Raw genomic sequence first — 17,899 nt, 5'->3', positions numbered from 1 at the left:
GATGAGAGCATTGACTGATTTTTCAGATGAGTTTTACACTTTTTCTAACCTTTTCTCATCATTTTCTGTATTGGAGGCACTATAGATTTGCCTAAAGTCAAGGAAAACTGTGGTGTAGTTGGAATTTACAGTTTGTCTGGAAAGAATGTAGTTCCTATGGTCTTTGATGCTTTACGTGCTTTACAGCACAGAGGACAAGAAGCCTGGGGTTTTGCCGTCCCAAACAAACCTCCATTTAAAAAAGTTGGACTAGTTTCACATTCTTCATCTGAATTTAAAAAAATTGCAAAAGAGTATGAATCCTCATGTGTCATAGGTCATGTCCGATATTCTACAATGGGTACTAGCACATTGGATAATGCCCAACCCTTGAAAGTAAAAGACCTCTGTATTGCACACAATGGTACCATTGCAAATGCCCAAGAATTATCTAATTTGGTTGGAGGTTGTTCATTTACTCCTCAAAATGCAAGTGATACTTTGGTTGCAGCTGAACGTCTTGTTTCGCTAATTTCTGAAAATGGTGAAATGGGAAAAGCACTTTCTATCCTCAAAAATGAGATGGTTGGGTCTTATTGTTTCACATTTATCTCTGATGATAATTCTGTTTATGCAGCACGTGATCCTAAGGGATTTCGTCCAATGGTTTTAGGACATAAGGAATCTGATGATACATACATTGTAACATCCGAATCTGCAGCAGTTACTGCAGTTGGTGCTGAACTTCAAAGAGATGTAGTTCCAGGTGAATTAATCAAACTAAGTAAAACTGGTTTGGAAACTGAAAAGTTTTCAACTGATGATTCTCGTGCACACTGTTCTTTTGAATTCACTTACTTTGCACATCCTTCAAGTAAAATGGAGGGAAAAAATATCTACGTTTCAAGAAAAAGAATTGGCCAATTTATGGCAAAGAAATTCCCAATCAATGATGCCGATTTAGTAATACCTGTTCCTGATTCGGCAAGACCTGCTGCATTAGGATATGCTCAGGAACTTGGCGTATCTTTTGATGAGGGTTTACTAAAAGACAGATACAGCAAGAAAGGTCCACTGCGAAGTTTCATTGAGCCTCACCAAAGTGACAGGGTTGAAATTAATCGTTGGATTATCCCAATTAGCGAAATAATCAAAGACCAACATGTAGTTGTAATTGATGATAGTCTAGTTAGAGGTACGAGCTCCAAGGCAATTATCAAGGCTCTTCGTCGTGCCGGTGCTAAAAAAATTAGCATGTTGATAACATATCCTCAAATTAATTATCCTTGTTATGCTGGAATTGATTTCCCTTCTCAAGAAGAACTTGCCACATACACTGATGGAAAAACTATGACTAGTGATGAGATTACTGAGATGGTCAGACAAAGTATAGGTGTTGACTTTTTGGGCTATAATGACGCTGAAAATCTAGCTAATGCTGTAGGAATTCCAAAAGATTCCATGTGTTTCACATGTTCTTCAGGAAATTATGATTCCTTGGGAATAAAACCTGATTTTACAAAACGTGAACAAGTAAAGGCAAAAATCTAAAATTTTCCTATTTGGAGATTTGATTAAATATGGTTTAGAATTTCCAATATTCATGCAAGCAATATGGAATGATGTGGTAATTGCAGAAAGCGATGATACTATCGAGGTAGAAGGTAATCCTTATTTTCCATTTGATTCAATCAAACAAGAATATTTCAAAAAAACTGACTTGACAACTTTCTGTGGATGGAAAGGAATGGCTAACTATTATTCTGTAGAAGTAAATGGAAAAACAAACAAAGACTGTGCTTGGTATTATGCAGAACCTAATGATGCTGCCTCCAAAATTAAAGGAATGGTGGCATTTTGGAATGGTGTTAAAATCAAATAATCTATTTTAATTATTAGAAATTCTATACACTTTCAGTGAAACAGTACACTGTGATAATTGCTGTTGGTGTAGGAGGCATTGCAATTATGGGGGTTATTTTTGGAATGGATATTTTGAAATTGTCTGTCTCAACTCAAGAATATGACATTTTTGTAGATCCAATTTTGGATAAACAAAGCTTGTTTGTAATGGGGAGAGTAACAATTCAAAATACGGGCTCACAACCACTTACCAATATTCATATCAATTTTGGTGATGGTGATACTTTGGATATTGGAACTTTAAAAGCTGGTCAAAAAATTATCGTTTCACCCCCACCTGAAAATTCTATGGAGTTTGTAATGGTTGATGCTGATAATGGTGTTTTTGTTAGTAAAGCATATCGTGAAATGCCAAAAATGGTTGGTATGATGGGTTCGTAATTTTATTGAGTATTATTCTTCGTCAAAGTCATAATCGTCATCATCATAACATTCAACGAAATCAAATTCGTGATATTTCATAATTTATTTATGATTTAATGAGAATATGGGTATAAGGTATGTAGATACCGTTTTTTATAATATCTATATAGTTAGTTGTCTTTGTCTATTTTTTCGTTGTATTCATCTATTTCACGATTGTATTCGTCAATTGACTTGTTTTCCTCATCGGTATCATCCTCAAACAATTCTGGGTTTTCTTCTTGAGCTTTTTTCATTAATTTATTGAAAGTGTCGGGATCGTCTTTTTGGAGTTCTAACAGTATTTTTCCTATGGAATCATCTAGGTTACTCATACTCTAATTGTTTGAAAATCTGGTATATTTCTTCTTTATTTCACACCTAGCAGTTAAATTCTATCAAAAGTAGGCATAATTGCTTGAAGTTTCTTACCAGTGGTAAAGTAAAGGATCTTTATGATGTTGATGAATCTAGTATTTTATTCAAATTCTCTAATAGGGTTTCAGCATATGATGTAAAATTCAAACAAGATATTCCACGAAAGGGGGAGGTTCTTTGTAAATTTGCAGAGTTTTGGTTCAATGAATTATCTGTGCCAAATCACTTCATACGACGAGAATCTGATACTGAAATTGTTGTAAAAAAGATGAAAATGCTTCCAATAGAATGTGTGGTTAGAGGCTATTTCTATGGCAGTTTAGTTAGCAGATGGAAGAAAGGTGAGGTGTCGATTCCTGAAGGCACTGACCCTACATTAGCAGCAAAACTACCTGAACCAATATTTGATCCTACCACGAAATCTGAACATGATATCCCAATAAACAAAACAAAAGCATTAGAGATGAATTTGGTAACTGAAGAACAATACAATTGGTTGGAGCAAACATCAATTGAAATTTACAAAAAGATGGCTAAAGTTGCAGATGATGTGGGATTTATCTTGGCTGATTTGAAATTAGAATTTGGCTTACTTGATGGAAAAATTACCTTGGGTGATTCCATAGGTCCTGACGAATACCGTTTATGGCCAAAAGATTCCTTTGAGGTTGGAAAAATCCAAGAGGCTTACGACAAACAACTCTTACGTGATTGGCTGACAGCAAATGGATATCAAAAACAATTTGATGATGAACGTGATGCAGGACGAGAACCTATAGCACCTGAAATTCCTGCAGACATCATTTCAAAAATGACCAAACGATATGTTACTGCATATGAAAAACTAACTGGTAATTCTCTGTAACCCTGATTCTTGATTCATTGTTGACTAGAAGCTAACTCTCAACTCGAATTTTATTTCTGACCCTTTACAAAATACTGACATCCTAGGTGATTTGACAATATGTTTTCCAGGATTTGCCTTTTTTGATATTTTTTCAAAATTTTAAAACCACTACAATAATTATTCCTCCTATACTATATTCATTGTAGTGCTATTGAAAATATTAGAAGCATTACGATAAAGATTGTACTGGTTACTATCCATATGGTAGCAGTACAACATTTGTAAAAGTAAACAAAAATTGATGCGATTAGACAAAAAAATATGATACAAGGATCTTTTAGATCGGTTTGAAAGGTAATTCTGTATGTCTACGTTACTAGAAAAGCAAATCAAAGTTAATCGTATTGTTACGACAAGTATTGGACACGCACGTGCAATTGAAGACCCTGCACGAGCAAAAATTGTTGAAATTCTATATCATCAAGCATTATCAGCTGATCAGATTTCCACTGCTCTAAAAAAGACTGGATACAAAAAAGCACTAACTACTGTCCGTCATCATTTAGAAATCCTAAAAGAATCTGGATTGATTGAAATTGCCAGAATTGAAGAATCTCGTGGAGCCATCACAAAATTCTACAGCACATCTACAAAATTGTTGGATTTTCAGACTCCTGAAGATTTTGATTCTACATATTCCAAAATCATCAACAACACATCCACTAAAATTGAAAAAATCCTCAAAGGATTAACGCCAAAAACTACAAAATCAAAGGGCAAAAAATCAGAAGAGTATTCTCAATATCTTGTAATGGAGATAATGAATAGGGCAATGACTAATGTTCTTGAAAAATCATCCAAAAAGTGAAATCTGTAATAGAAATGATTAATCATCTAAAACCGATCAATTCATTTTTTGTATTGGGATACAAAATGAACAAAAAATACTCTCAAAAAGCATTTGTTTTGAATGGGGGTGTAAATTCATCCTCTACCATATTGGATTGTGAAAATTAATGGATGATAAGGCAATCAAACTATTTTCAGAGAAAAATCTTGTGTTCATTGCAACTGTAATGAAAGATGGTTCTCCTCAAGTCTCCCCCGTATGGGCAAATTATGAAGATGGCTATGTTTTGGTAAATACAGCTGAAGGGAGAATTAAACACAAAAATGTTTTACGAGATCCTAGAGTTGCAGTTTCAGTTGTCTCAAAAGATAATCCTCTTGACATGACAACAATTCGTGGTACTGTTGAAGAATTGATTCCAGACAATGAATACAAACATGCAGACAAACTTACACAACAGTACATGGGTCGTGAACATTATCCGTTCAAACGTGATGATGAAAAAAGAGTTGTTCTAAAAATAAAACCAAACAAAGTTTTTGTTTTGCCTGAACTAAAGATGTCAGAGTAATAATCTAGAATGTTTCTAAATTCGAATTTAGAAATATAATACATTCAGTAGGGTGAATTTAAAAAAGATAGCATAGACAGCTTAACGTCGACGTTTAGCTGCCTTTCTCTTTGGAGCGGCTCTGCGTTTAGTAGCAGCTTTACGTTTTGGTGCTGCTTTTCTTTTTGCTGCCTTTCTCTTTGGAGCTGCTTTTTTAGCTGCAGTTTTTCTCTTTGGAGCGGCTCTGCGTTTAGCTGCCTTTCTCTTTGGAGCTGCTTTTTTAGCTGCAGTTTTTCTCTTTGGAGCGGCTTTTCTTTTTGCTGCTTTTCTCTTTGGTGCAGTTTTACCTGCATTCTTCCTTCGAGTTGCTGCTGCCTTTCTCTTACGAGTTGCTGCTGCTTTTAGTGCTTCAGCTGCTTTTTTAGCTGCATTCCTCTTTCGAGTTCTTGCTGCTTTTTTAGCTGCTTCGGCTCTTTTGGCTTTAGATATTGCCATGAATGTTTCCGAAAATCATATGTGTTATATGGTAAAAGTCACACATTACTACGCAGTATATAGAAAAATTTGACACTTTTTTTGATTTTTAAAATTTAACGATCAGCAATTTGTAATACAAACAACAGCTGTATCAACAGTTGATTGTTCTTTTTGTGGACGAATAATTATTTTGTATTGTTTTTCCTCGTCAAATGGAATGTCAAATTGTGTGGTTCTTTCAATTGGCTTGTTTGGTTCTAACCATTCTATGTACAAGTCTTTAGCATCAAATTCACCCTCGCCAAAGACAGCTTCATGTTTTTGCTCTTTTTCATCAACAATGTAGAATTGCCCTCCTGTAAGCATCGTTTTTTCATCACTGATATTTTTTGCAGTAATTCCAATCATAACAAATGTGTTTTCAGGTACAATTTCTTTGGTTCCTTGGTGTGTTCCTTCAAATGTTATCACATATTCCACTGGACCCACTGTAATTATCTCGCCAGATTCTGATTCGATATAATTTGTAGTATATTGCGTATACATGTAATTTGCAAGTACCATTGAAGCTATAATTGCACCAATTACAATTACAACTCCCATATTTGCCATAAATTTCTTGAATTAATTTGGTATATAGTTGAAACGCAAATTCTGAAAAAAATAGCCCAGACCTAACGCAAAAAATTGCGCCTTGTGAGAGGTGAAGGTCTGAACTCTGATAATACTATAATACAAAATAACTTAAAATCGACGGAAATTTTGCCCTAAAACCCCTACCATTTTGGCCTAAATTGTGACTAAAACTGTAATTTTTCAAAACAGACACAGGATTATCTATAATTTTGTTTTAGAATGCTTGATCAGGCCCTGGGACGATTTCGTCATTGTTCTTTGTCTCTTGGTTTTTGATCATTTTTTTGAGATCACAATACACAATGTCATATTTTCATCATACAGCTATAATGCTTAAATTTCCCAAGTTCGGGACTTGTACCAATGACAAAAACAGTCTTTTTAGGGGCATCCCTAACTGCAATTTTTGCAATTGGTATGTTCTCTGCAGTATATGCAGTAAATGCTGGTCAGTTTGAAATTACATCTGCTTCTACTGATGGTGAAACTCTCACTATGACCGTAGAAGATAAAATCAAACAAATTCCAGCAAACAAAGCAGATGATTTAATCACTTTCTATGCTTGGGTAACAATCACTGATGATGGATTACAAGCTGATGCAATTACTATTCATCATGGTGTAAATGATCATCAGGCATTTGGAAAAGCCGCAAAATCATCACCTGTACAAAGTTATCATCCTCATGGAGTAACTTTTGATGCAGACAACTGTATTGTTGGTCTTGATAGTCCAAAAGCAGACTTTAAGGTTCAGCACAAAACAGTAACATTGGAATCTGAAAATTCCTTTGATTTTGCAGCAACTGGAACTGTTGGCCCTCGTGCTGAATGTACTGCTACTGGTTTAGGTATTACAACTCTATACGATACTGAATAACCAAAACTTTATCTTTTTTCTTTATTTTTTGACAAAATTTAGGGGGTTGAGCTTTTACGCACGACAATAATAGTTTGGGTATGTTTAGCTGGGAGATCTTGGTGGAATTAGGGTTGCATATTGTATCTAGGCACAAGTGTTCAACCCCCCATCAAAACGCCTGATTTTGAAAATTTCACATTGTGACTAAACATGGTAATTTTCAGGGGGGGTTTAACGCCTAGGCTTAATTTTGTAAATTTTGTCAATTGATCAAATTTTCTGTAATTGATGTAATCCAATCAAAAACTTGCAGAAAAAGACTTGATGATAACTCTCTGAATTCATCAAAAATATTGTTTGTAGATTCAAACGTCTCATTGATTTTTGTCTCGTCAATTTGTAATGCTATTTTATTCATCATTCATTTATGAAAAATTTTGATTTGACTGTATGTGTGCATTTTTGGACACACATTTTATGCCAAATAAGGGGGGTTTTTTAGAAAAAATACCGCCAAATCTTGCAATTATACTTTAACCCAACATCACTGATGACATTAATTTGTCAACCAAACCTGTTGTTGCCGTCATCATCTGATTGGCTACTCCGGTGGCTGCTTCCATTAATGCATCTGAATTGAATAATGCCCCTAAATCCATGATTTTATGTAGATAATTTTTGTATTAACCACTTGTATGTTTGATGAAAATACACTCAATTTACCCTGTGATACCCTGTGATATCTTGTGATATGGTGGATTTTACTCAAAATAGGGGGGATGTCCCCCAAAAGAGGTATTGTTGACCATTACGCTTCAAATTGTTTCAATTCTTTCTGAACTGTTTTCACAATGAAGTGTACTGCCAATGCAATCCCCATTACTTTGAAAAAATTACTCAAGGTGGTTCACCTTCAGATTTTTCGTATGTGTCAAGAATTTCTCCTATCATACTGAGTAAATTCAATTCTGAATTACCTCCAATTTTGAAGTTGCATGCTCTAATCTGAGTTTACTCACATTGATGCTGACGCTAACTTCATAGTTTTTTGCTGTATGTCTGAATAACACGTTGAAGATGTTCATTTTATAAACACCATCATAGTTGCGACTGCTGTCAAAATAAACACTTTATTTTTTGAAGCCTTGAATTTCAAAACCTGGTTTTGTAAAAAATTTGCTTTTGAAGTTTGGTTTTGTTTGTTTTTTCTTGTAAAAATTGTTGTTTTCATACTCTATACTGGTGAATTTATGATAAAAGGCCCGCGTAGAACTGATAAATCGTCTATAATTTAGAATGTTTTTAACAAAAATCTGGCAGTTTTATCATATTTTTCAGAAACACTGTCTATTGCTTCAAGCATTGTTTGTTGATTGATGTTTTCTTTATCATCCATTACAACATATACTCCCACCTTTTGTTTTCCATCTTCTGTAATGATTTTGTTAATCGCTTGTATTGAATAACAAAAATCTGACACTTTTTTCTCAAATTTTTCCTTTTCATCCGGGCTAAACCCTAGATATCTTGCAATTTGATTATTTTTCATCACTACTTTGGCACCTATTACTAGAATTCCTGGTTGACCTTTTGGTTCAAACACATCTACTGGGATCCCATATTGCCCTGCATGTTTAACTAGAATTTGAAAACTATTCTCTGGATTTTTTACTTCTTCAAAGGAAAGTCCTTCATGAATTACCCATCTTTCTACGTTATCTCTCATTCTGGATGCACTCATAAAAAATACCTCTACTTAGTTCTATATGATTCTAAAACAATATGATTGCCATGCTGAATTTATAATGTTTCTAAATTCGAGTTTAGAAATAATGATTTTCTTTACCTGAAAAACAAATGAAAATTATCTAGATGTTTACATTGAAACCTGAATCTAAACCTGGAACTGTTGCTATCATGAATACGTTGAGAATTATTCCCATGATCATAAATGCAATTCCTAGATAGAGACAATTTCTTGCTTTTCGTGGATCATCTTGTCTGATGATAAAAAATGCAATAATTCCTCCTATCACTCCAAAGAAAATTGGTAACAAAAACCAAACATTGCTTCTTTGTTTTTCAGGTCGGGACATATTTTTCTCTATTTTGCAACAATTGCTTTTTTCTGTAGTTGAGTTATTTCAATTTCAACTGTTTCCAATGGATCTTCTACTTGATTTCTTCTTATTGAAAACATTTTTGGTTTTTCAAAGTCATCTGTACAATCAGGACAAGCGTAAACTAGAACTCTGTGTTCGTTTGGTGCTTTAGGGTTTGATAATCTTGGGTAATACACTAATCTTGCACCGCAATCAACACAATATCTGTTGGCCCTTCTAGTTCTGACCAATGTAAACCTCCTGCATATTCTTAATGTGCGATCATCTATTAGATCTATGTTGTCTAATAGAGTAAACTAATTACTAACAACCGATCAATGTTTCTAAATTCGAATTTAGAAATATAATTTATTATGTCCTATGATTATGCTACAAGTATAGAAAAATAATGTTTCAAAACTCGAGTTTAGAAATAAGAGCGCCTCCCACCAGACTTGAACTGGTGACCAACCGGTTAACAGCCGGTTGCTCTACCACGCTGAGCTAGGGAGGCACACGATTTTACCTTGGCAAAAGTGATTTAATCTTTGCGACTATGGAAAATAGACTAAAGTTTGTAAATGTTCAGTTAAATTTGGCAAAAAATTCTTTGATTTCTTTTGCGTGACTTTCCACTAATTCAATAATTTCCAAGTGTTCATCTGCTGTTGGTTCTCTTTGATGGACGATTTGGAACGCACTTAGTGCTGAACCTACCATCTCACCAACAAAAAAACCACACAAAAAATCTCCAATGTTTCCACACTCCCATGTTTCACCAATTCTTGGAGAAGCTCCTGCAGATTTGTATAATTCTAATGTTTGTTGAATTAAATCAGTTGTTTGTTTTGAAAATTCAGGGTCTAGGGTCATTTGATAATGAAGATTCTATTTGTCTATGCCTTTTTTCTTTTCAAATACATAGATACCATCTAAGAATACTCTATGATCTTTGTTTTTAACTTTAGATTTTAGTTCAATGTTTGCTGCAGTTTGAGTAATGTCAGTCCACACTTCTCCTGTAAGAATTACGTCTTCCCCTTTTGGAACTACTTTGGTATTGCCAACAATATGTGTAATTCTTGGAGCACGTTCTCCTTGGAAGTTTTCAATCAAGACCTTTTTCCCTTCAACTTTTACTGTAATAGGAAAGTGAGAAAATACAAGTTTCATTTTAATTGTATATCCACTAACTAGACCTTCACAAATATTTCTAATAATTGATCTTGCTGTATGTAAAATTGCATAATCTCTTTTTTTATGTTCAATTGCTGTAAGTAATATTTTTCCCTCAGTAACTTCTACTTTGATTGGTATGGTTCTGAAACTCTTGTGAGTTTTTCCTAGTGGTCCAACAAATGATACCATGTGTTTGTTAACTGTAACTGTAACTCCTTCAGGAATATCTACCTGATCTTTGAATTCTTCTATTTGTTTAGTAGACATATCCTATCAAAAATCCTCCAATCCCTTTTTGTGATGCGTCGTGATGAGACATTACTCCTTGGTTTGTTGTAACAAGAAGCATTCCTCTGTCATATGCTGGCAAGTATTGTTGTTCCCAACTATTGTATTCGTCATTTTTGACTTTGAATCTTGGGGATATTGCTCCACATTTGTTTATTTTTGCTAATAGTTTTATTTTGAATTTTCCGCCTCTTTTATCATCAATGTGTTCAAATTCTCCAATGTATCCATCTTTCTGTAATGTTTTGAGAACTTCAATTCCTAATTTTGATGTTGGAAGAATAACACAATCTGATTTCCTTCTAGTTTCATTGTTGTATAATGTGACAAATAGATTTGCTAAGATGTTTGTTGCAGGCATGTTATCTCACTTATTTTTCCTGAACCCTAAAGATGTTGCTACTTCTCTGAAGCATCGTCTACATAACATTAAATCATATTTTTGAATAACTGCAGTATAATCTCCACATCTTTTACACCATCTTGAACCTCGTCCAAAGTCATGTTTCTTTCTACCAGTTGCCTCGTAGGATCTATCTTTTGCCATTATGTTATGGTGACTCCAAATTCTTTTGATAGATAATCTTTTGCTTCTTGACTTTTGATAACATGAGATTTACCAACACTTGCTTTGTGTTTACTTCTAGTTCTAATTCCATATCCTGGTCTTGTCAATGTAATTGAAATCCCTAAACCAAGAATTCCGATTTGTGGATCATATTTTACTCCTGGGATGTCGATATGTTCGTTAATTCCAAATGAAAAGTTACCAAAGTTATCAAATGATTTTCCGTTTACTGTGTTACCTTTAGCTTCTAGTAATCGTTTTAGTAATGCAACTCCATCTTCCCCCCGAACTGTAACTGCTACTCCTATTGGTTCACCTTTTCTGACTCCCCAATCTCTGTAAGCTGCTTTTGCTAAACGTTTAGATGGTTTTTTACCTGAAATTTGTTCTAATGCTTTTTCTGCAATGTTAATTACATCACCAGATTTGCCTAAACCCATGTTTAAGACAACTTTCTCTAATGAGATTTTTTTCATTGGGGATTCTGTTACTTGGGACATAAGATCACTTTAATTGAATTATTGGCTCCTCTTTTCCAATTGGCATAATGATGTCTGCAGGGATTTCGATTTTTCTATCACCTAATGCAAGAATAACTCTTTTTGGTAGAATGAATGTTCCTTCTTCTATGGTTTCTATTTTACCAATCTGTCCTGCATTGTTTCCGCGTGTGACTAAACCTTGACATCCTTCTTCTAATTTTATTACTTCAATAATTTTTTGTTCTGGAATTTGTATTAAACAAGCATCTCCGACATTTACTTTTGTATCTGAAATAATTGCACGCCCATCATGGAATCCAATTTGTAATTTTCCTTTGTTGATTGTTGTTTTACTTGTAACTCTTACTAATTTTTTAGATTTTTCTGATTCATTGATCTTAATTGGTTTTAGTAATTTATCTTCAGTTGGTACTAGACGATAAATATCTGAAACATCTTGTAATTCAACTACATCCATTAATCCAATTGCATGATGAAGTGATTTTCTAACAACTCCGTCAATCTTTACTCGTCCAGAATAAATTGAAGTTTTTGCTTCTCTTAAACTAGTAACAATACTTAGCATATCTCTAAGAAATACTGCTGTTGGAACAGAATAGCTCTTTTTGTGTGGACCTGGTTTTACTGTAATTACAAATCTTTTGTCTTTTCTGGTAATTCCCCAAAACTGTGGGGCCATTTGACGTTTGAGTTTCTTACTACCTGAAATACTTACCATTAATTCTCATCTTCCTTCTTTTTTGGCTTATCTGCTACTTTTGTTTCTTTAGGGGCTTCATTTTTTGCTTCTGGTTTTGTTTCTGTCTTTGGTTGTTTTCTAGGATCTTTGCCTTCTAATTTTGCAATTCTCCATTTATCATCACCATTAAGTGAAGTTACAACTAGGTTGGATGTGTGAATGTAGACATCATATTTTTCTCCTTTCGTAGCTTCTTTTTTAATTCCTCCAATTGCAACACTATTTTTTTGTGTGGATACTTTTTCTATTTTACCATCCACTCCTTTGAATTCTCCTCTTAGAATTGTAACGCTGTCGCCTTCAACAACTCTTACACTTCTTTTACCGTATTTTTTATGAAGATCTTTTGAAAGAGCAGCTGCAAGTTGTTTACTTTTAGTATTGTAAGTTGCCTGATAAATCATCTGGTTACGCATTTTTGTTGGTTTCATTTTCTTATACCACCATTGATGCCAAGTTTGCTACTCTTGGCCATTTCTCTGTTGCTTCAGCTGCTACTGGTCCTTTGATGTCTGTTCCTTTGGTTTCTCCTTCTGGAGTGATTAACACTGCTGCGTTATCTTCAAAACAAACTCTTACACCGTTTAATCTGCGAACTGCATATTTTTGTCTAATTATTACTGCACCGTAAACTTGCTTTCTTAACTCTGCTGGTCCTTTCTTTACAACAACATTACAAAAGTCTCCAACTGATGCTGAAGGAAGTCTTGATGCTCTTGTTTTATGTCTTGGAACATTGATTACTTCTAATATTTTTGCACCCGAATTATCTGCACAAACAATGTTTGCGCCAACTGGTATTACTTTAGTTACATATGGTCGGAATTCTTCTACTCCTTTACCTGCTTGCTTTGCCATTATGCTTTAACCTCCACAACAACATAGCAGACTGATTTTGATAATGGTCTGCATTCTGCAGTCAATACATGATCTCCTGCTTCAACATCAATACATCCAGGAACATGTGCATGAATTGTACTTGTACCTCTTGCATATCTCTTAAATTTACTAAAGTAAATTGGTGCATCTTTTTGTAATGTGATAGTTTGTTTTGCTTTTGCTCCTGTAACTTTTCCATCAAAGAGTTTTCCTCTGATTGAAAGACCTCCGTGGAATGGACAATGTTTGTCTTCACATTCTCTAGTTGGTTCTTTTACTTTTAGTCCTATATTTTGAGTCATGCTTTTCCTCCTATTCTGTCAAATGGTCTTTTTGAAATTTTAGTACCTTCAACTACGACATCTTTTCCTTCGATAGAGAATTTCCAATTATTTGTAGATTTTGCAATTGATTTATGACCTTTTTCGGTGTTTATTGTGAACATGGATTTTGTTTCATTGACAATTCTTCCATTTAATCCTATTACTTGAGGGTTAGTTGATTTGATGATCTCAGTGTTTAATCCCAAAAATTCATGTGATGTTATGTTGTCTGCGGTAATCATTTCTCGTTCCTCTCCTCGTTTAATCTGGTAAGCATTCTTGCAATGTCGCGACGTACTGGCTTTAATTTTCCACTTTCTTTTCTTAATGTTCCTTTTGAAGCGTCAATTCTAAGTTTTGCAAGCTCAGAACGTGATTCTTGAACTTTACTTTTTAGATCTTTCTCGTTTAACTGTCTAATTGTCTTCATACTGAGTCTGGTCATTTCAATTTGGCCTCCTCTTCTTCTAATGTTTCAATTTTCTCCATTTTCTTTGCTTCAAGAGCAATTCTTTCTGATTCTGATTTAGCAGTATCTTCTTTTCCTTGAACTTTAACAACTTCAACTTTAGCACCTTCAACTTCAATTTCTTCAACTTTGATTTTTTCTTCTGGTGCTTGTTTTCCTTTCTTTGACTTTTCCTCTTTTTCAACTCTCATTTCAAATTCTGGAATGAGTTTTTCTTTTCTTGCAATTCTAATTCTAATTCCGATTAATCCCATTGCTGTTTTTACGTGGGCAATATCTTCATCAACAATAATTTCTGCGTGATGTCCTGCTCTTGGTAGAATTCCTTGAGTGTGTTTTTCAAATGCTGAACGATCACCTCTAAGTTTTCCTGAAATTGTAATTTGAACTCCCATTGCTCCCCCTTCCATAATTTGTTTCAAAGTCCACATGGTTGCCCTTCTAAATGCAGTGCCTCTTTCCAAGTGAGATGCCATTCTGTTACACATTACACTAGGTGCAAGTTCTGGTTTTTCAATCTCTACTACAGAAATTTGAGGATTCTTTAAGCCAAAGTCTGTTGCTAGTTTTTCTGTTAAAGTTCTAATTCCTGAACCTTTTCTACCAATTACAATTCCTGGTCTTGTAACATGTAATGCGACCCTTGTTCCTACTGGTGTTTTTGATATTTCTGCATGTGAGAATCCTGCGTCTTTAATTGCTTCTCTAAGATAATCTTTGAGTAACATCATGTTGTAGTTATCTTTAATTACATTTTTCACTGCAGACATTTCTAAATCTCCTTTGCCACCAATTCGACGTGTGTTAATACATTATTCTTTGGAGTTGCTCTTCCCATTGCTCTTGGGATAAATCTTTTTACAACAACTCCTTTGTGAACAGTTGCGTTTACAATTCTTAATCTATCTAAATCCATTCCTTTGTATTCTGCATTTGATTCTAAATTATCTAAAACTTTAATGAACTCTTTTGCAGTTTTTTGTGGATATCTTCCAGACATTACTCCTGGGTCTGGTCTATGTGCTACTTGATTTTTATATCTTCTAAATGGAACTGCTCTTTTTTTGTCAATTACTGCAATGAGATAATCTCTTGCTTTTTCAATTGATAGCCCTTTGATTGACACTGCAACTTCACGAGCATGTTTGTGTGAGATGTCTTTTTCTCTTAATGAAGAACGTACATGTCTAGTTGGGTCATAATTTTGGAAAGCGTAATTGAATCTACCCATAATAATCACTTCAATGGCACGTAGAGACTGGATCTTGATGCACCTACACCTGGGGCACCGTGTGAAACTCTCTTGTTTGTTATTACATATTCTCCCAAATAATGTCCAATCATTTCAGTTGTAATTGTAACTGGTTGGAATTCTTTTCCTGAGAATGTGTTTACTGTAACTCCTACCATGTACGGTAGAATAATCAATTCTCTAATGTGAGTCTTGATTGGATTTTTTAATTTGCCTGCTTTTGCGGCTTTAATTTCTTCAATTAGTTTTCTTTTTCCATCTGTAATTCCTCTTGTAAGTGATCGTCTTTGTCTGGAATTAAATAACATGAATAATTTTTCAAGGGACAAACTTTCAAGTTCCTCTTTTGGAATGCCTCTGTATAAAAATTCTTTAACCATTTCTCTTTTCTCCTGTTAGTATTCTTCGAGTTTTATGGTCCATATTATAGCATTCCTATCTTTGTTGCCAAATCTCTGGCTTTTTCGGTGTTTTCAAACTGAACAAAAGCTTTCTTGCCATAAATTGTTCTTGCAGTGTTTACTTTTTTGACATTTTGTTTGTAAAGTGTTTTCACTGCTTCTGAAATTTGTGTTTTATTAGCGGAAATTTCTACTATGAAACAAATCTTACTTTCATTTTCAACCATTGCAAAGGTCTTCTCTGTAATGTATGGCTTGATGATTATTTTCATTGCTTGATCTACATTCATTGTGTTTTCACCATAATCTCCAGATGTGTTGATTTTATTTTTGCAATTTCTTCTAATGCTGCTTTGGAATAAACTGTTAATCTAATTGGATCAGAACCAGGTGCCAAATCTAACACACTTAGATTCTTTACATTTGTTACATCCACACCTGGTATTGCACCAGTTGCTTTTGACAAGTTTGAAGAATCTTTAGTTACAAACAATACGCTTTTTCCAACTTTCTTTGTTCTTCCTCTTAGTCTAGATTGACCCGAACGTGGTTTTCTTGCATTTAGTCTCTTGACATCTTGTGTTAATTTCAATGAATCAAGAATTTTGCTAATTTCACTTGTTTTTGAAACTGATTCAATATCATCAGATACAACTATTGGGAATGATTCTATACCTTCTATTTTATGACCTCTTAATTCTACCAATTCTTTTGAGGCTGTTGCTGCAATTGCAGAACATAATGCTAATTTGTTCTCTTTTTTGTTTAGTTTTTTGTAGATTACTTTCTCGACAATTGGTGGATGTGCTTGTCTTCCACCTCTAGTTGATGCGACTTCTGCACCTTGACCTTGTCTTCCACCGCCACCACCTTGCATTCTTGCCACACGAGAAACACCTTGACCTGTTGGTGGATCATTAGAGTCTGCTACTACATCCATACCTGCCATTGGTTTTCTACCTTGCTTTTGGAATTTATGTGATGTTAAATTAGTAACAGCTTTGTGAATCAAGTCTCTTCTGAATGGTGTTGAGAAAATTATTGGAATCTCTACTTCAGCATCTTTTGTTCCTGTAGTTGTGTAAGATGTTGTCTTCATTATACTACAACCTCCAAAATGTTTGGTTTGTTAACTTTGGCTGGGGCGTTTCTGATTTGACTTCTTAGTTTGATCAATCTTTTGTAAGTTCCTGGGACTGAACCTTTTAGAATAATAAAATCACCTTTTACTAAACCAAAATGTTTGTATCCGCCATCTGGATTAATTTTAATTTCATCTGATTCTGTATTACCCATGATCATGATTCTTTTATCATATTCTATTCTTTGATGGAAACCTGTTTGTCCTGCTCTTGGAACTGTATACATGATACTTTGTGGTGAAATTGGACCTAATGAACCAACTTCTCTTACGGTCTTTCTTGATTTGTGTTGTTTCTTTTTTACGTTCCATCTTCGCATGACACCTTGCCATCCGTGACCTTTTGTAATTGCTGCAACATCTACTGTTGCACCAGTTTCAAAGATTTGATCAATTTTAATTTCTTTTCCAAGTGATTCTTTAACATGAGTAAATTGAGTTTGAATATCTCCGCCACTAACCATTGCTTCGAAAATGTATGGTTTCTTCATCTCTAATCCTGCAGCTCTTGGAGAAACTGCAACAATTGCGTAAATTTCTTTAATCTTTTTTAATCTTGATTCTGCATTTTCAATTGAACCTGCAATATTTTTAATTGTAATTTCTTTTGCAATATTTTTTGGAATATCTTCTGCATAGACATCAAACTCTGCATGTTTTCCATCATGATCTTTTGAATATCCTCTAATTCCTAAAACCAATACTGGTGGGGTTACTAGTACTGTTCCAAGACTTACAAGTTGTTTTCCTGCATTTGGAACTTTATCACGATCATCAATACTTACAATTTGAACACACCCTGCTTTGAATCCACAATGTGCTAAAATTTTTGGTTCATCTGTTGCTGATCTTGTTGGCCAAGCTCTAATCCTTGCTTCCATTGTCTTTGCACGAACTCTACGTGAGTATGCAAGACTTCCTCTACGTGGTGAATGTCGTTTTCGAGCTCCCATGATTAAAACGAATCATCGAAATCCCTCTATTAAACCATGTGAGATATCGTTAACCTGTAATTATTTTTTGGTTAACCATCTATGCCTAATTTGTTAAGGTGCAAATAATTCTGACACAGAATTCCAAATTGTATATCCTCCAATAATGATCCCTAGTGCACCGAATCCTATAGCCATGATTAAGAAATTTTTCTTTTCA

33 protein-coding genes and 1 tRNA gene are annotated in these 17,899 nt (G+C 34.4%); 7 read left to right on the top strand and 27 right to left on the bottom strand.

The genetic code is table 11. The features are described 5' to 3' along the window. Positions 1–81: 81 nt before the first annotated feature. From C5F47_RS05135 to C5F47_RS05125, 3 genes are read left to right on the top strand one after another with little or no spacing between them, the layout of a single operon-like run. Positions 82–1,530 (top strand): amidophosphoribosyltransferase, encoded by a 1,449-nt coding sequence (locus C5F47_RS05135; RefSeq protein ID WP_425489572.1) that lies wholly within the window; start codon positions 82–84, stop codon positions 1,528–1,530. A 52-nt stretch (positions 1,531–1,582) separates the two neighbouring features. Next, the gene (locus C5F47_RS05130; RefSeq protein WP_179361792.1) at positions 1,583–1,861 is read left to right on the top strand and encodes a DUF427 domain-containing protein; all 279 of its coding nucleotides are present in this window, start codon (positions 1,583–1,585) and stop codon (positions 1,859–1,861) included. Between the two features lie 35 nt (positions 1,862–1,896). Continuing rightward, positions 1,897–2,283: a hypothetical protein gene (locus C5F47_RS05125; RefSeq protein WP_179360044.1), complete on the top strand. Its 387-nt coding sequence runs from the start codon at positions 1,897–1,899 to the stop codon at positions 2,281–2,283. A gap of 152 nt (positions 2,284–2,435) precedes the next feature. On the opposite strand, the gene C5F47_RS05120 is transcribed toward C5F47_RS05125, so the two are convergent. After that, positions 2,436–2,639 carry a hypothetical protein gene (locus C5F47_RS05120; RefSeq protein WP_179360043.1) on the bottom strand — a complete coding sequence of 68 codons (204 nt, stop codon included), beginning with the start codon at positions 2,637–2,639 and terminating at the stop codon, positions 2,436–2,438. Between the two features lie 83 nt (positions 2,640–2,722). On the opposite strand from C5F47_RS05120, the gene purC reads away from it, so the two are divergent. The 3 genes from purC (at position 2,723) to C5F47_RS05105 (ending at position 4,950) form a co-directional block, all read left to right on the top strand. After that, entirely contained in the window at positions 2,723–3,547 is an 825-nt protein-coding gene (gene purC, locus C5F47_RS05115) for a phosphoribosylaminoimidazolesuccinocarboxamide synthase (protein ID WP_179360042.1), read from the top strand. A gap of 346 nt (positions 3,548–3,893) precedes the next feature. Beyond that, positions 3,894–4,397 carry a winged helix-turn-helix domain-containing protein gene (locus tag C5F47_RS05110; protein WP_179360041.1) on the top strand — a complete coding sequence of 168 codons (504 nt, stop codon included), beginning with the start codon at positions 3,894–3,896 and terminating at the stop codon, positions 4,395–4,397. A gap of 148 nt (positions 4,398–4,545) precedes the next feature. Beyond that, positions 4,546–4,950: a PPOX class F420-dependent oxidoreductase gene (locus tag C5F47_RS05105; protein WP_179360040.1), complete on the top strand. Its 405-nt coding sequence runs from the start codon at positions 4,546–4,548 to the stop codon at positions 4,948–4,950. 81 nt (positions 4,951–5,031) lie between these two features. On the opposite strand, the gene C5F47_RS05100 is transcribed toward C5F47_RS05105, so the two are convergent. Continuing rightward, complete coding sequence (locus C5F47_RS05100; protein ID WP_179360039.1) at positions 5,032–5,424, bottom strand: hypothetical protein; 393 nt, start codon at positions 5,422–5,424, stop codon at positions 5,032–5,034. Positions 5,425–5,526: 102 nt separating this feature from the next. Further along, entirely contained in the window at positions 5,527–6,018 is a 492-nt protein-coding gene (locus tag C5F47_RS05095) for a DUF4352 domain-containing protein (RefSeq protein WP_179360038.1), read from the bottom strand. A gap of 387 nt (positions 6,019–6,405) precedes the next feature. Between C5F47_RS05095 and C5F47_RS05090 the strand changes: the two genes are divergently transcribed. After that, entirely contained in the window at positions 6,406–6,921 is a 516-nt protein-coding gene (locus C5F47_RS05090; RefSeq protein WP_179360037.1) for a hypothetical protein, read from the top strand. 244 nt (positions 6,922–7,165) lie between these two features. On the opposite strand, the gene C5F47_RS05085 is transcribed toward C5F47_RS05090, so the two are convergent. From C5F47_RS05085 to C5F47_RS04975, 24 genes are all read right to left on the bottom strand, one after another. Beyond that, entirely contained in the window at positions 7,166–7,321 is a 156-nt protein-coding gene (locus C5F47_RS05085) for a hypothetical protein (RefSeq protein WP_179360036.1), read from the bottom strand. A gap of 115 nt (positions 7,322–7,436) precedes the next feature. After that, entirely contained in the window at positions 7,437–7,562 is a 126-nt protein-coding gene (locus tag C5F47_RS09770) for a hypothetical protein (RefSeq protein WP_281361060.1), read from the bottom strand. Between the two features lie 422 nt (positions 7,563–7,984). Continuing rightward, complete coding sequence (locus C5F47_RS05080; RefSeq protein WP_179360035.1) at positions 7,985–8,134, bottom strand: hypothetical protein; 150 nt, start codon at positions 8,132–8,134, stop codon at positions 7,985–7,987. A gap of 60 nt (positions 8,135–8,194) precedes the next feature. Beyond that, positions 8,195–8,644 carry a DUF2299 family protein gene (locus C5F47_RS05075; RefSeq protein WP_179360034.1) on the bottom strand — a complete coding sequence of 150 codons (450 nt, stop codon included), beginning with the start codon at positions 8,642–8,644 and terminating at the stop codon, positions 8,195–8,197. A 127-nt stretch (positions 8,645–8,771) separates the two neighbouring features. Beyond that, on the bottom strand, positions 8,772–8,999 hold the full coding sequence (locus C5F47_RS05070; protein ID WP_179360033.1) for a hypothetical protein: 228 nt from the start codon (positions 8,997–8,999) through the stop codon (positions 8,772–8,774). Positions 9,000–9,007: 8 nt separating this feature from the next. Then, entirely contained in the window at positions 9,008–9,256 is a 249-nt protein-coding gene (locus C5F47_RS05065) for a hypothetical protein (RefSeq protein ID WP_179360032.1), read from the bottom strand. Positions 9,257–9,445: 189 nt separating this feature from the next. After that, positions 9,446–9,519, bottom strand: a tRNA-Asn gene (locus C5F47_RS05060). A 71-nt stretch (positions 9,520–9,590) separates the two neighbouring features. Then, entirely contained in the window at positions 9,591–9,878 is a 288-nt protein-coding gene (locus C5F47_RS05055; protein WP_179360031.1) for a hypothetical protein, read from the bottom strand. A 15-nt stretch (positions 9,879–9,893) separates the two neighbouring features. Beyond that, on the bottom strand, positions 9,894–10,451 hold the full coding sequence (locus C5F47_RS05050) for a 50S ribosomal protein L6 (protein WP_179360030.1): 558 nt from the start codon (positions 10,449–10,451) through the stop codon (positions 9,894–9,896). Next, the gene (locus C5F47_RS05045; protein ID WP_179360029.1) at positions 10,441–10,833 is read right to left on the bottom strand and encodes a 30S ribosomal protein S8; all 393 of its coding nucleotides are present in this window, start codon (positions 10,831–10,833) and stop codon (positions 10,441–10,443) included. Before C5F47_RS05045 ends, C5F47_RS05050 begins: the two co-directional genes overlap by 11 nt. 6 nt (positions 10,834–10,839) lie before the next feature. Beyond that, the gene (locus C5F47_RS05040; RefSeq protein WP_008300270.1) at positions 10,840–11,019 is read right to left on the bottom strand and encodes a 30S ribosomal protein S14; all 180 of its coding nucleotides are present in this window, start codon (positions 11,017–11,019) and stop codon (positions 10,840–10,842) included. Next, positions 11,019–11,540 carry a 50S ribosomal protein L5 gene (locus tag C5F47_RS05035; RefSeq protein ID WP_179360028.1) on the bottom strand — a complete coding sequence of 174 codons (522 nt, stop codon included), beginning with the start codon at positions 11,538–11,540 and terminating at the stop codon, positions 11,019–11,021. Before C5F47_RS05035 ends, C5F47_RS05040 begins: the two co-directional genes overlap by 1 nt. 4 nt (positions 11,541–11,544) lie before the next feature. Beyond that, on the bottom strand, positions 11,545–12,261 hold the full coding sequence (locus C5F47_RS05030; protein WP_179360027.1) for a 30S ribosomal protein S4e: 717 nt from the start codon (positions 12,259–12,261) through the stop codon (positions 11,545–11,547). Continuing rightward, complete coding sequence (rplX, locus tag C5F47_RS05025; protein ID WP_179360026.1) at positions 12,261–12,713, bottom strand: 50S ribosomal protein L24; 453 nt, start codon at positions 12,711–12,713, stop codon at positions 12,261–12,263. Before rplX ends, C5F47_RS05030 begins: the two co-directional genes overlap by 1 nt. Positions 12,714–12,717: 4 nt before the next feature. Further along, positions 12,718–13,140, bottom strand: coding sequence for a 50S ribosomal protein L14 (locus tag C5F47_RS05020; RefSeq protein ID WP_179360025.1), 423 nt, complete (start codon positions 13,138–13,140; stop codon positions 12,718–12,720). After that, a complete protein-coding gene (locus tag C5F47_RS05015) occupies positions 13,140–13,463 on the bottom strand; it encodes a 30S ribosomal protein S17 (protein ID WP_179360024.1) in 324 nt (107 codons plus the stop codon). Before C5F47_RS05015 ends, C5F47_RS05020 begins: the two co-directional genes overlap by 1 nt. Next, a complete protein-coding gene (locus C5F47_RS05010; protein ID WP_179360023.1) occupies positions 13,460–13,726 on the bottom strand; it encodes a ribonuclease P protein component 1 in 267 nt (88 codons plus the stop codon). The genes C5F47_RS05015 and C5F47_RS05010 overlap by 4 nt, the downstream gene beginning before the upstream one ends. Beyond that, positions 13,723–13,929 (bottom strand): 50S ribosomal protein L29, encoded by a 207-nt coding sequence (gene rpmC / locus C5F47_RS05005; protein WP_179360022.1) that lies wholly within the window; start codon positions 13,927–13,929, stop codon positions 13,723–13,725. Before rpmC ends, C5F47_RS05010 begins: the two co-directional genes overlap by 4 nt. Continuing rightward, positions 13,926–14,723 (bottom strand): 30S ribosomal protein S3, encoded by a 798-nt coding sequence (locus tag C5F47_RS05000; RefSeq protein ID WP_179360021.1) that lies wholly within the window; start codon positions 14,721–14,723, stop codon positions 13,926–13,928. Before C5F47_RS05000 ends, rpmC begins: the two co-directional genes overlap by 4 nt. Before the next feature lie 2 nt (positions 14,724–14,725). Continuing rightward, a complete protein-coding gene (locus C5F47_RS04995) occupies positions 14,726–15,184 on the bottom strand; it encodes a 50S ribosomal protein L22 (protein ID WP_179360020.1) in 459 nt (152 codons plus the stop codon). Between the two features lie 5 nt (positions 15,185–15,189). After that, positions 15,190–15,585, bottom strand: coding sequence for a 30S ribosomal protein S19 (locus C5F47_RS04990; protein ID WP_179360019.1), 396 nt, complete (start codon positions 15,583–15,585; stop codon positions 15,190–15,192). A gap of 44 nt (positions 15,586–15,629) precedes the next feature. Further along, complete coding sequence (locus C5F47_RS04985) at positions 15,630–15,896, bottom strand: 50S ribosomal protein L23 (RefSeq protein WP_179360018.1); 267 nt, start codon at positions 15,894–15,896, stop codon at positions 15,630–15,632. Beyond that, the gene (rpl4p, locus tag C5F47_RS04980) at positions 15,893–16,705 is read right to left on the bottom strand and encodes a 50S ribosomal protein L4 (RefSeq protein WP_179360017.1); all 813 of its coding nucleotides are present in this window, start codon (positions 16,703–16,705) and stop codon (positions 15,893–15,895) included. Before rpl4p ends, C5F47_RS04985 begins: the two co-directional genes overlap by 4 nt. Beyond that, positions 16,705–17,700 carry a 50S ribosomal protein L3 gene (locus C5F47_RS04975; RefSeq protein ID WP_179360016.1) on the bottom strand — a complete coding sequence of 332 codons (996 nt, stop codon included), beginning with the start codon at positions 17,698–17,700 and terminating at the stop codon, positions 16,705–16,707. Before C5F47_RS04975 ends, rpl4p begins: the two co-directional genes overlap by 1 nt. Positions 17,701–17,899 lie beyond the last annotated feature (199 nt).

Source organism: Nitrosopumilus cobalaminigenes, assembly GCF_013407145.1.
In the GTDB taxonomy this organism is placed as follows: Archaea; Thermoproteota; Nitrososphaeria; order Nitrososphaerales; family Nitrosopumilaceae; genus Nitrosopumilus; species Nitrosopumilus cobalaminigenes.
The sequence above is the reverse complement of the archived record's forward strand: the minus strand, read 5'-3'. Positions and strand labels throughout refer to the sequence as shown.

What these genes read in the sequence shown, in the direction of transcription:
- C5F47_RS05130 (WP_179361792.1), top strand. Translation starts at nt 1,583, where the DNA reads ATGCAAGCAATATGGAATGATGTGGTAATTGCAGAAAGCGATGATACT.
- C5F47_RS05120 (WP_179360043.1), bottom strand. Translation starts at nt 2,639, where the DNA reads ATGAGTAACCTAGATGATTCCATAGGAAAAATACTGTTAGAACTCCAA.
- C5F47_RS05110 (WP_179360041.1), top strand. Translation starts at nt 3,894, where the DNA reads ATGTCTACGTTACTAGAAAAGCAAATCAAAGTTAATCGTATTGTTACG.
- C5F47_RS05105 (WP_179360040.1), top strand. Translation starts at nt 4,546, where the DNA reads ATGGATGATAAGGCAATCAAACTATTTTCAGAGAAAAATCTTGTGTTC.
- C5F47_RS05100 (WP_179360039.1), bottom strand. Translation starts at nt 5,424, where the DNA reads ATGGCAATATCTAAAGCCAAAAGAGCCGAAGCAGCTAAAAAAGCAGCA.
- C5F47_RS05095 (WP_179360038.1), bottom strand. Translation starts at nt 6,018, where the DNA reads ATGGCAAATATGGGAGTTGTAATTGTAATTGGTGCAATTATAGCTTCA.
- C5F47_RS05090 (WP_179360037.1), top strand. Translation starts at nt 6,406, where the DNA reads ATGACAAAAACAGTCTTTTTAGGGGCATCCCTAACTGCAATTTTTGCA.
- C5F47_RS05085 (WP_179360036.1), bottom strand. Translation starts at nt 7,321, where the DNA reads ATGAATAAAATAGCATTACAAATTGACGAGACAAAAATCAATGAGACG.
- C5F47_RS09770 (WP_281361060.1), bottom strand. Translation starts at nt 7,562, where the DNA reads ATGGATTTAGGGGCATTATTCAATTCAGATGCATTAATGGAAGCAGCC.
- C5F47_RS05080 (WP_179360035.1), bottom strand. Translation starts at nt 8,134, where the DNA reads ATGAAAACAACAATTTTTACAAGAAAAAACAAACAAAACCAAACTTCA.
- C5F47_RS05075 (WP_179360034.1), bottom strand. Translation starts at nt 8,644, where the DNA reads ATGAGTGCATCCAGAATGAGAGATAACGTAGAAAGATGGGTAATTCAT.
- C5F47_RS05070 (WP_179360033.1), bottom strand. Translation starts at nt 8,999, where the DNA reads ATGTCCCGACCTGAAAAACAAAGAAGCAATGTTTGGTTTTTGTTACCA.
- C5F47_RS05055 (WP_179360031.1), bottom strand. Translation starts at nt 9,878, where the DNA reads ATGACCCTAGACCCTGAATTTTCAAAACAAACAACTGATTTAATTCAA.
- C5F47_RS05050 (WP_179360030.1), bottom strand. Translation starts at nt 10,451, where the DNA reads ATGTCTACTAAACAAATAGAAGAATTCAAAGATCAGGTAGATATTCCT.
- C5F47_RS05045 (WP_179360029.1), bottom strand. Translation starts at nt 10,833, where the DNA reads ATGCCTGCAACAAACATCTTAGCAAATCTATTTGTCACATTATACAAC.
- C5F47_RS05040 (WP_008300270.1), bottom strand. Translation starts at nt 11,019, where the DNA reads ATGGCAAAAGATAGATCCTACGAGGCAACTGGTAGAAAGAAACATGAC.
- C5F47_RS05035 (WP_179360028.1), bottom strand. Translation starts at nt 11,540, where the DNA reads ATGTCCCAAGTAACAGAATCCCCAATGAAAAAAATCTCATTAGAGAAA.
- C5F47_RS05030 (WP_179360027.1), bottom strand. Translation starts at nt 12,261, where the DNA reads ATGGTAAGTATTTCAGGTAGTAAGAAACTCAAACGTCAAATGGCCCCA.
- rplX (WP_179360026.1), bottom strand. Translation starts at nt 12,713, where the DNA reads ATGAAACCAACAAAAATGCGTAACCAGATGATTTATCAGGCAACTTAC.
- C5F47_RS05020 (WP_179360025.1), bottom strand. Translation starts at nt 13,140, where the DNA reads ATGGCAAAGCAAGCAGGTAAAGGAGTAGAAGAATTCCGACCATATGTA.
- C5F47_RS05015 (WP_179360024.1), bottom strand. Translation starts at nt 13,463, where the DNA reads ATGACTCAAAATATAGGACTAAAAGTAAAAGAACCAACTAGAGAATGT.
- C5F47_RS05010 (WP_179360023.1), bottom strand. Translation starts at nt 13,726, where the DNA reads ATGATTACCGCAGACAACATAACATCACATGAATTTTTGGGATTAAAC.
- rpmC (WP_179360022.1), bottom strand. Translation starts at nt 13,929, where the DNA reads ATGACCAGACTCAGTATGAAGACAATTAGACAGTTAAACGAGAAAGAT.
- C5F47_RS05000 (WP_179360021.1), bottom strand. Translation starts at nt 14,723, where the DNA reads ATGTCTGCAGTGAAAAATGTAATTAAAGATAACTACAACATGATGTTA.
- C5F47_RS04995 (WP_179360020.1), bottom strand. Translation starts at nt 15,184, where the DNA reads ATGGGTAGATTCAATTACGCTTTCCAAAATTATGACCCAACTAGACAT.
- C5F47_RS04990 (WP_179360019.1), bottom strand. Translation starts at nt 15,585, where the DNA reads ATGGTTAAAGAATTTTTATACAGAGGCATTCCAAAAGAGGAACTTGAA.
- C5F47_RS04985 (WP_179360018.1), bottom strand. Translation starts at nt 15,896, where the DNA reads ATGAATGTAGATCAAGCAATGAAAATAATCATCAAGCCATACATTACA.
- rpl4p (WP_179360017.1), bottom strand. Translation starts at nt 16,705, where the DNA reads ATGAAGACAACATCTTACACAACTACAGGAACAAAAGATGCTGAAGTA.
- C5F47_RS04975 (WP_179360016.1), bottom strand. Translation starts at nt 17,700, where the DNA reads ATGGGAGCTCGAAAACGACATTCACCACGTAGAGGAAGTCTTGCATAC.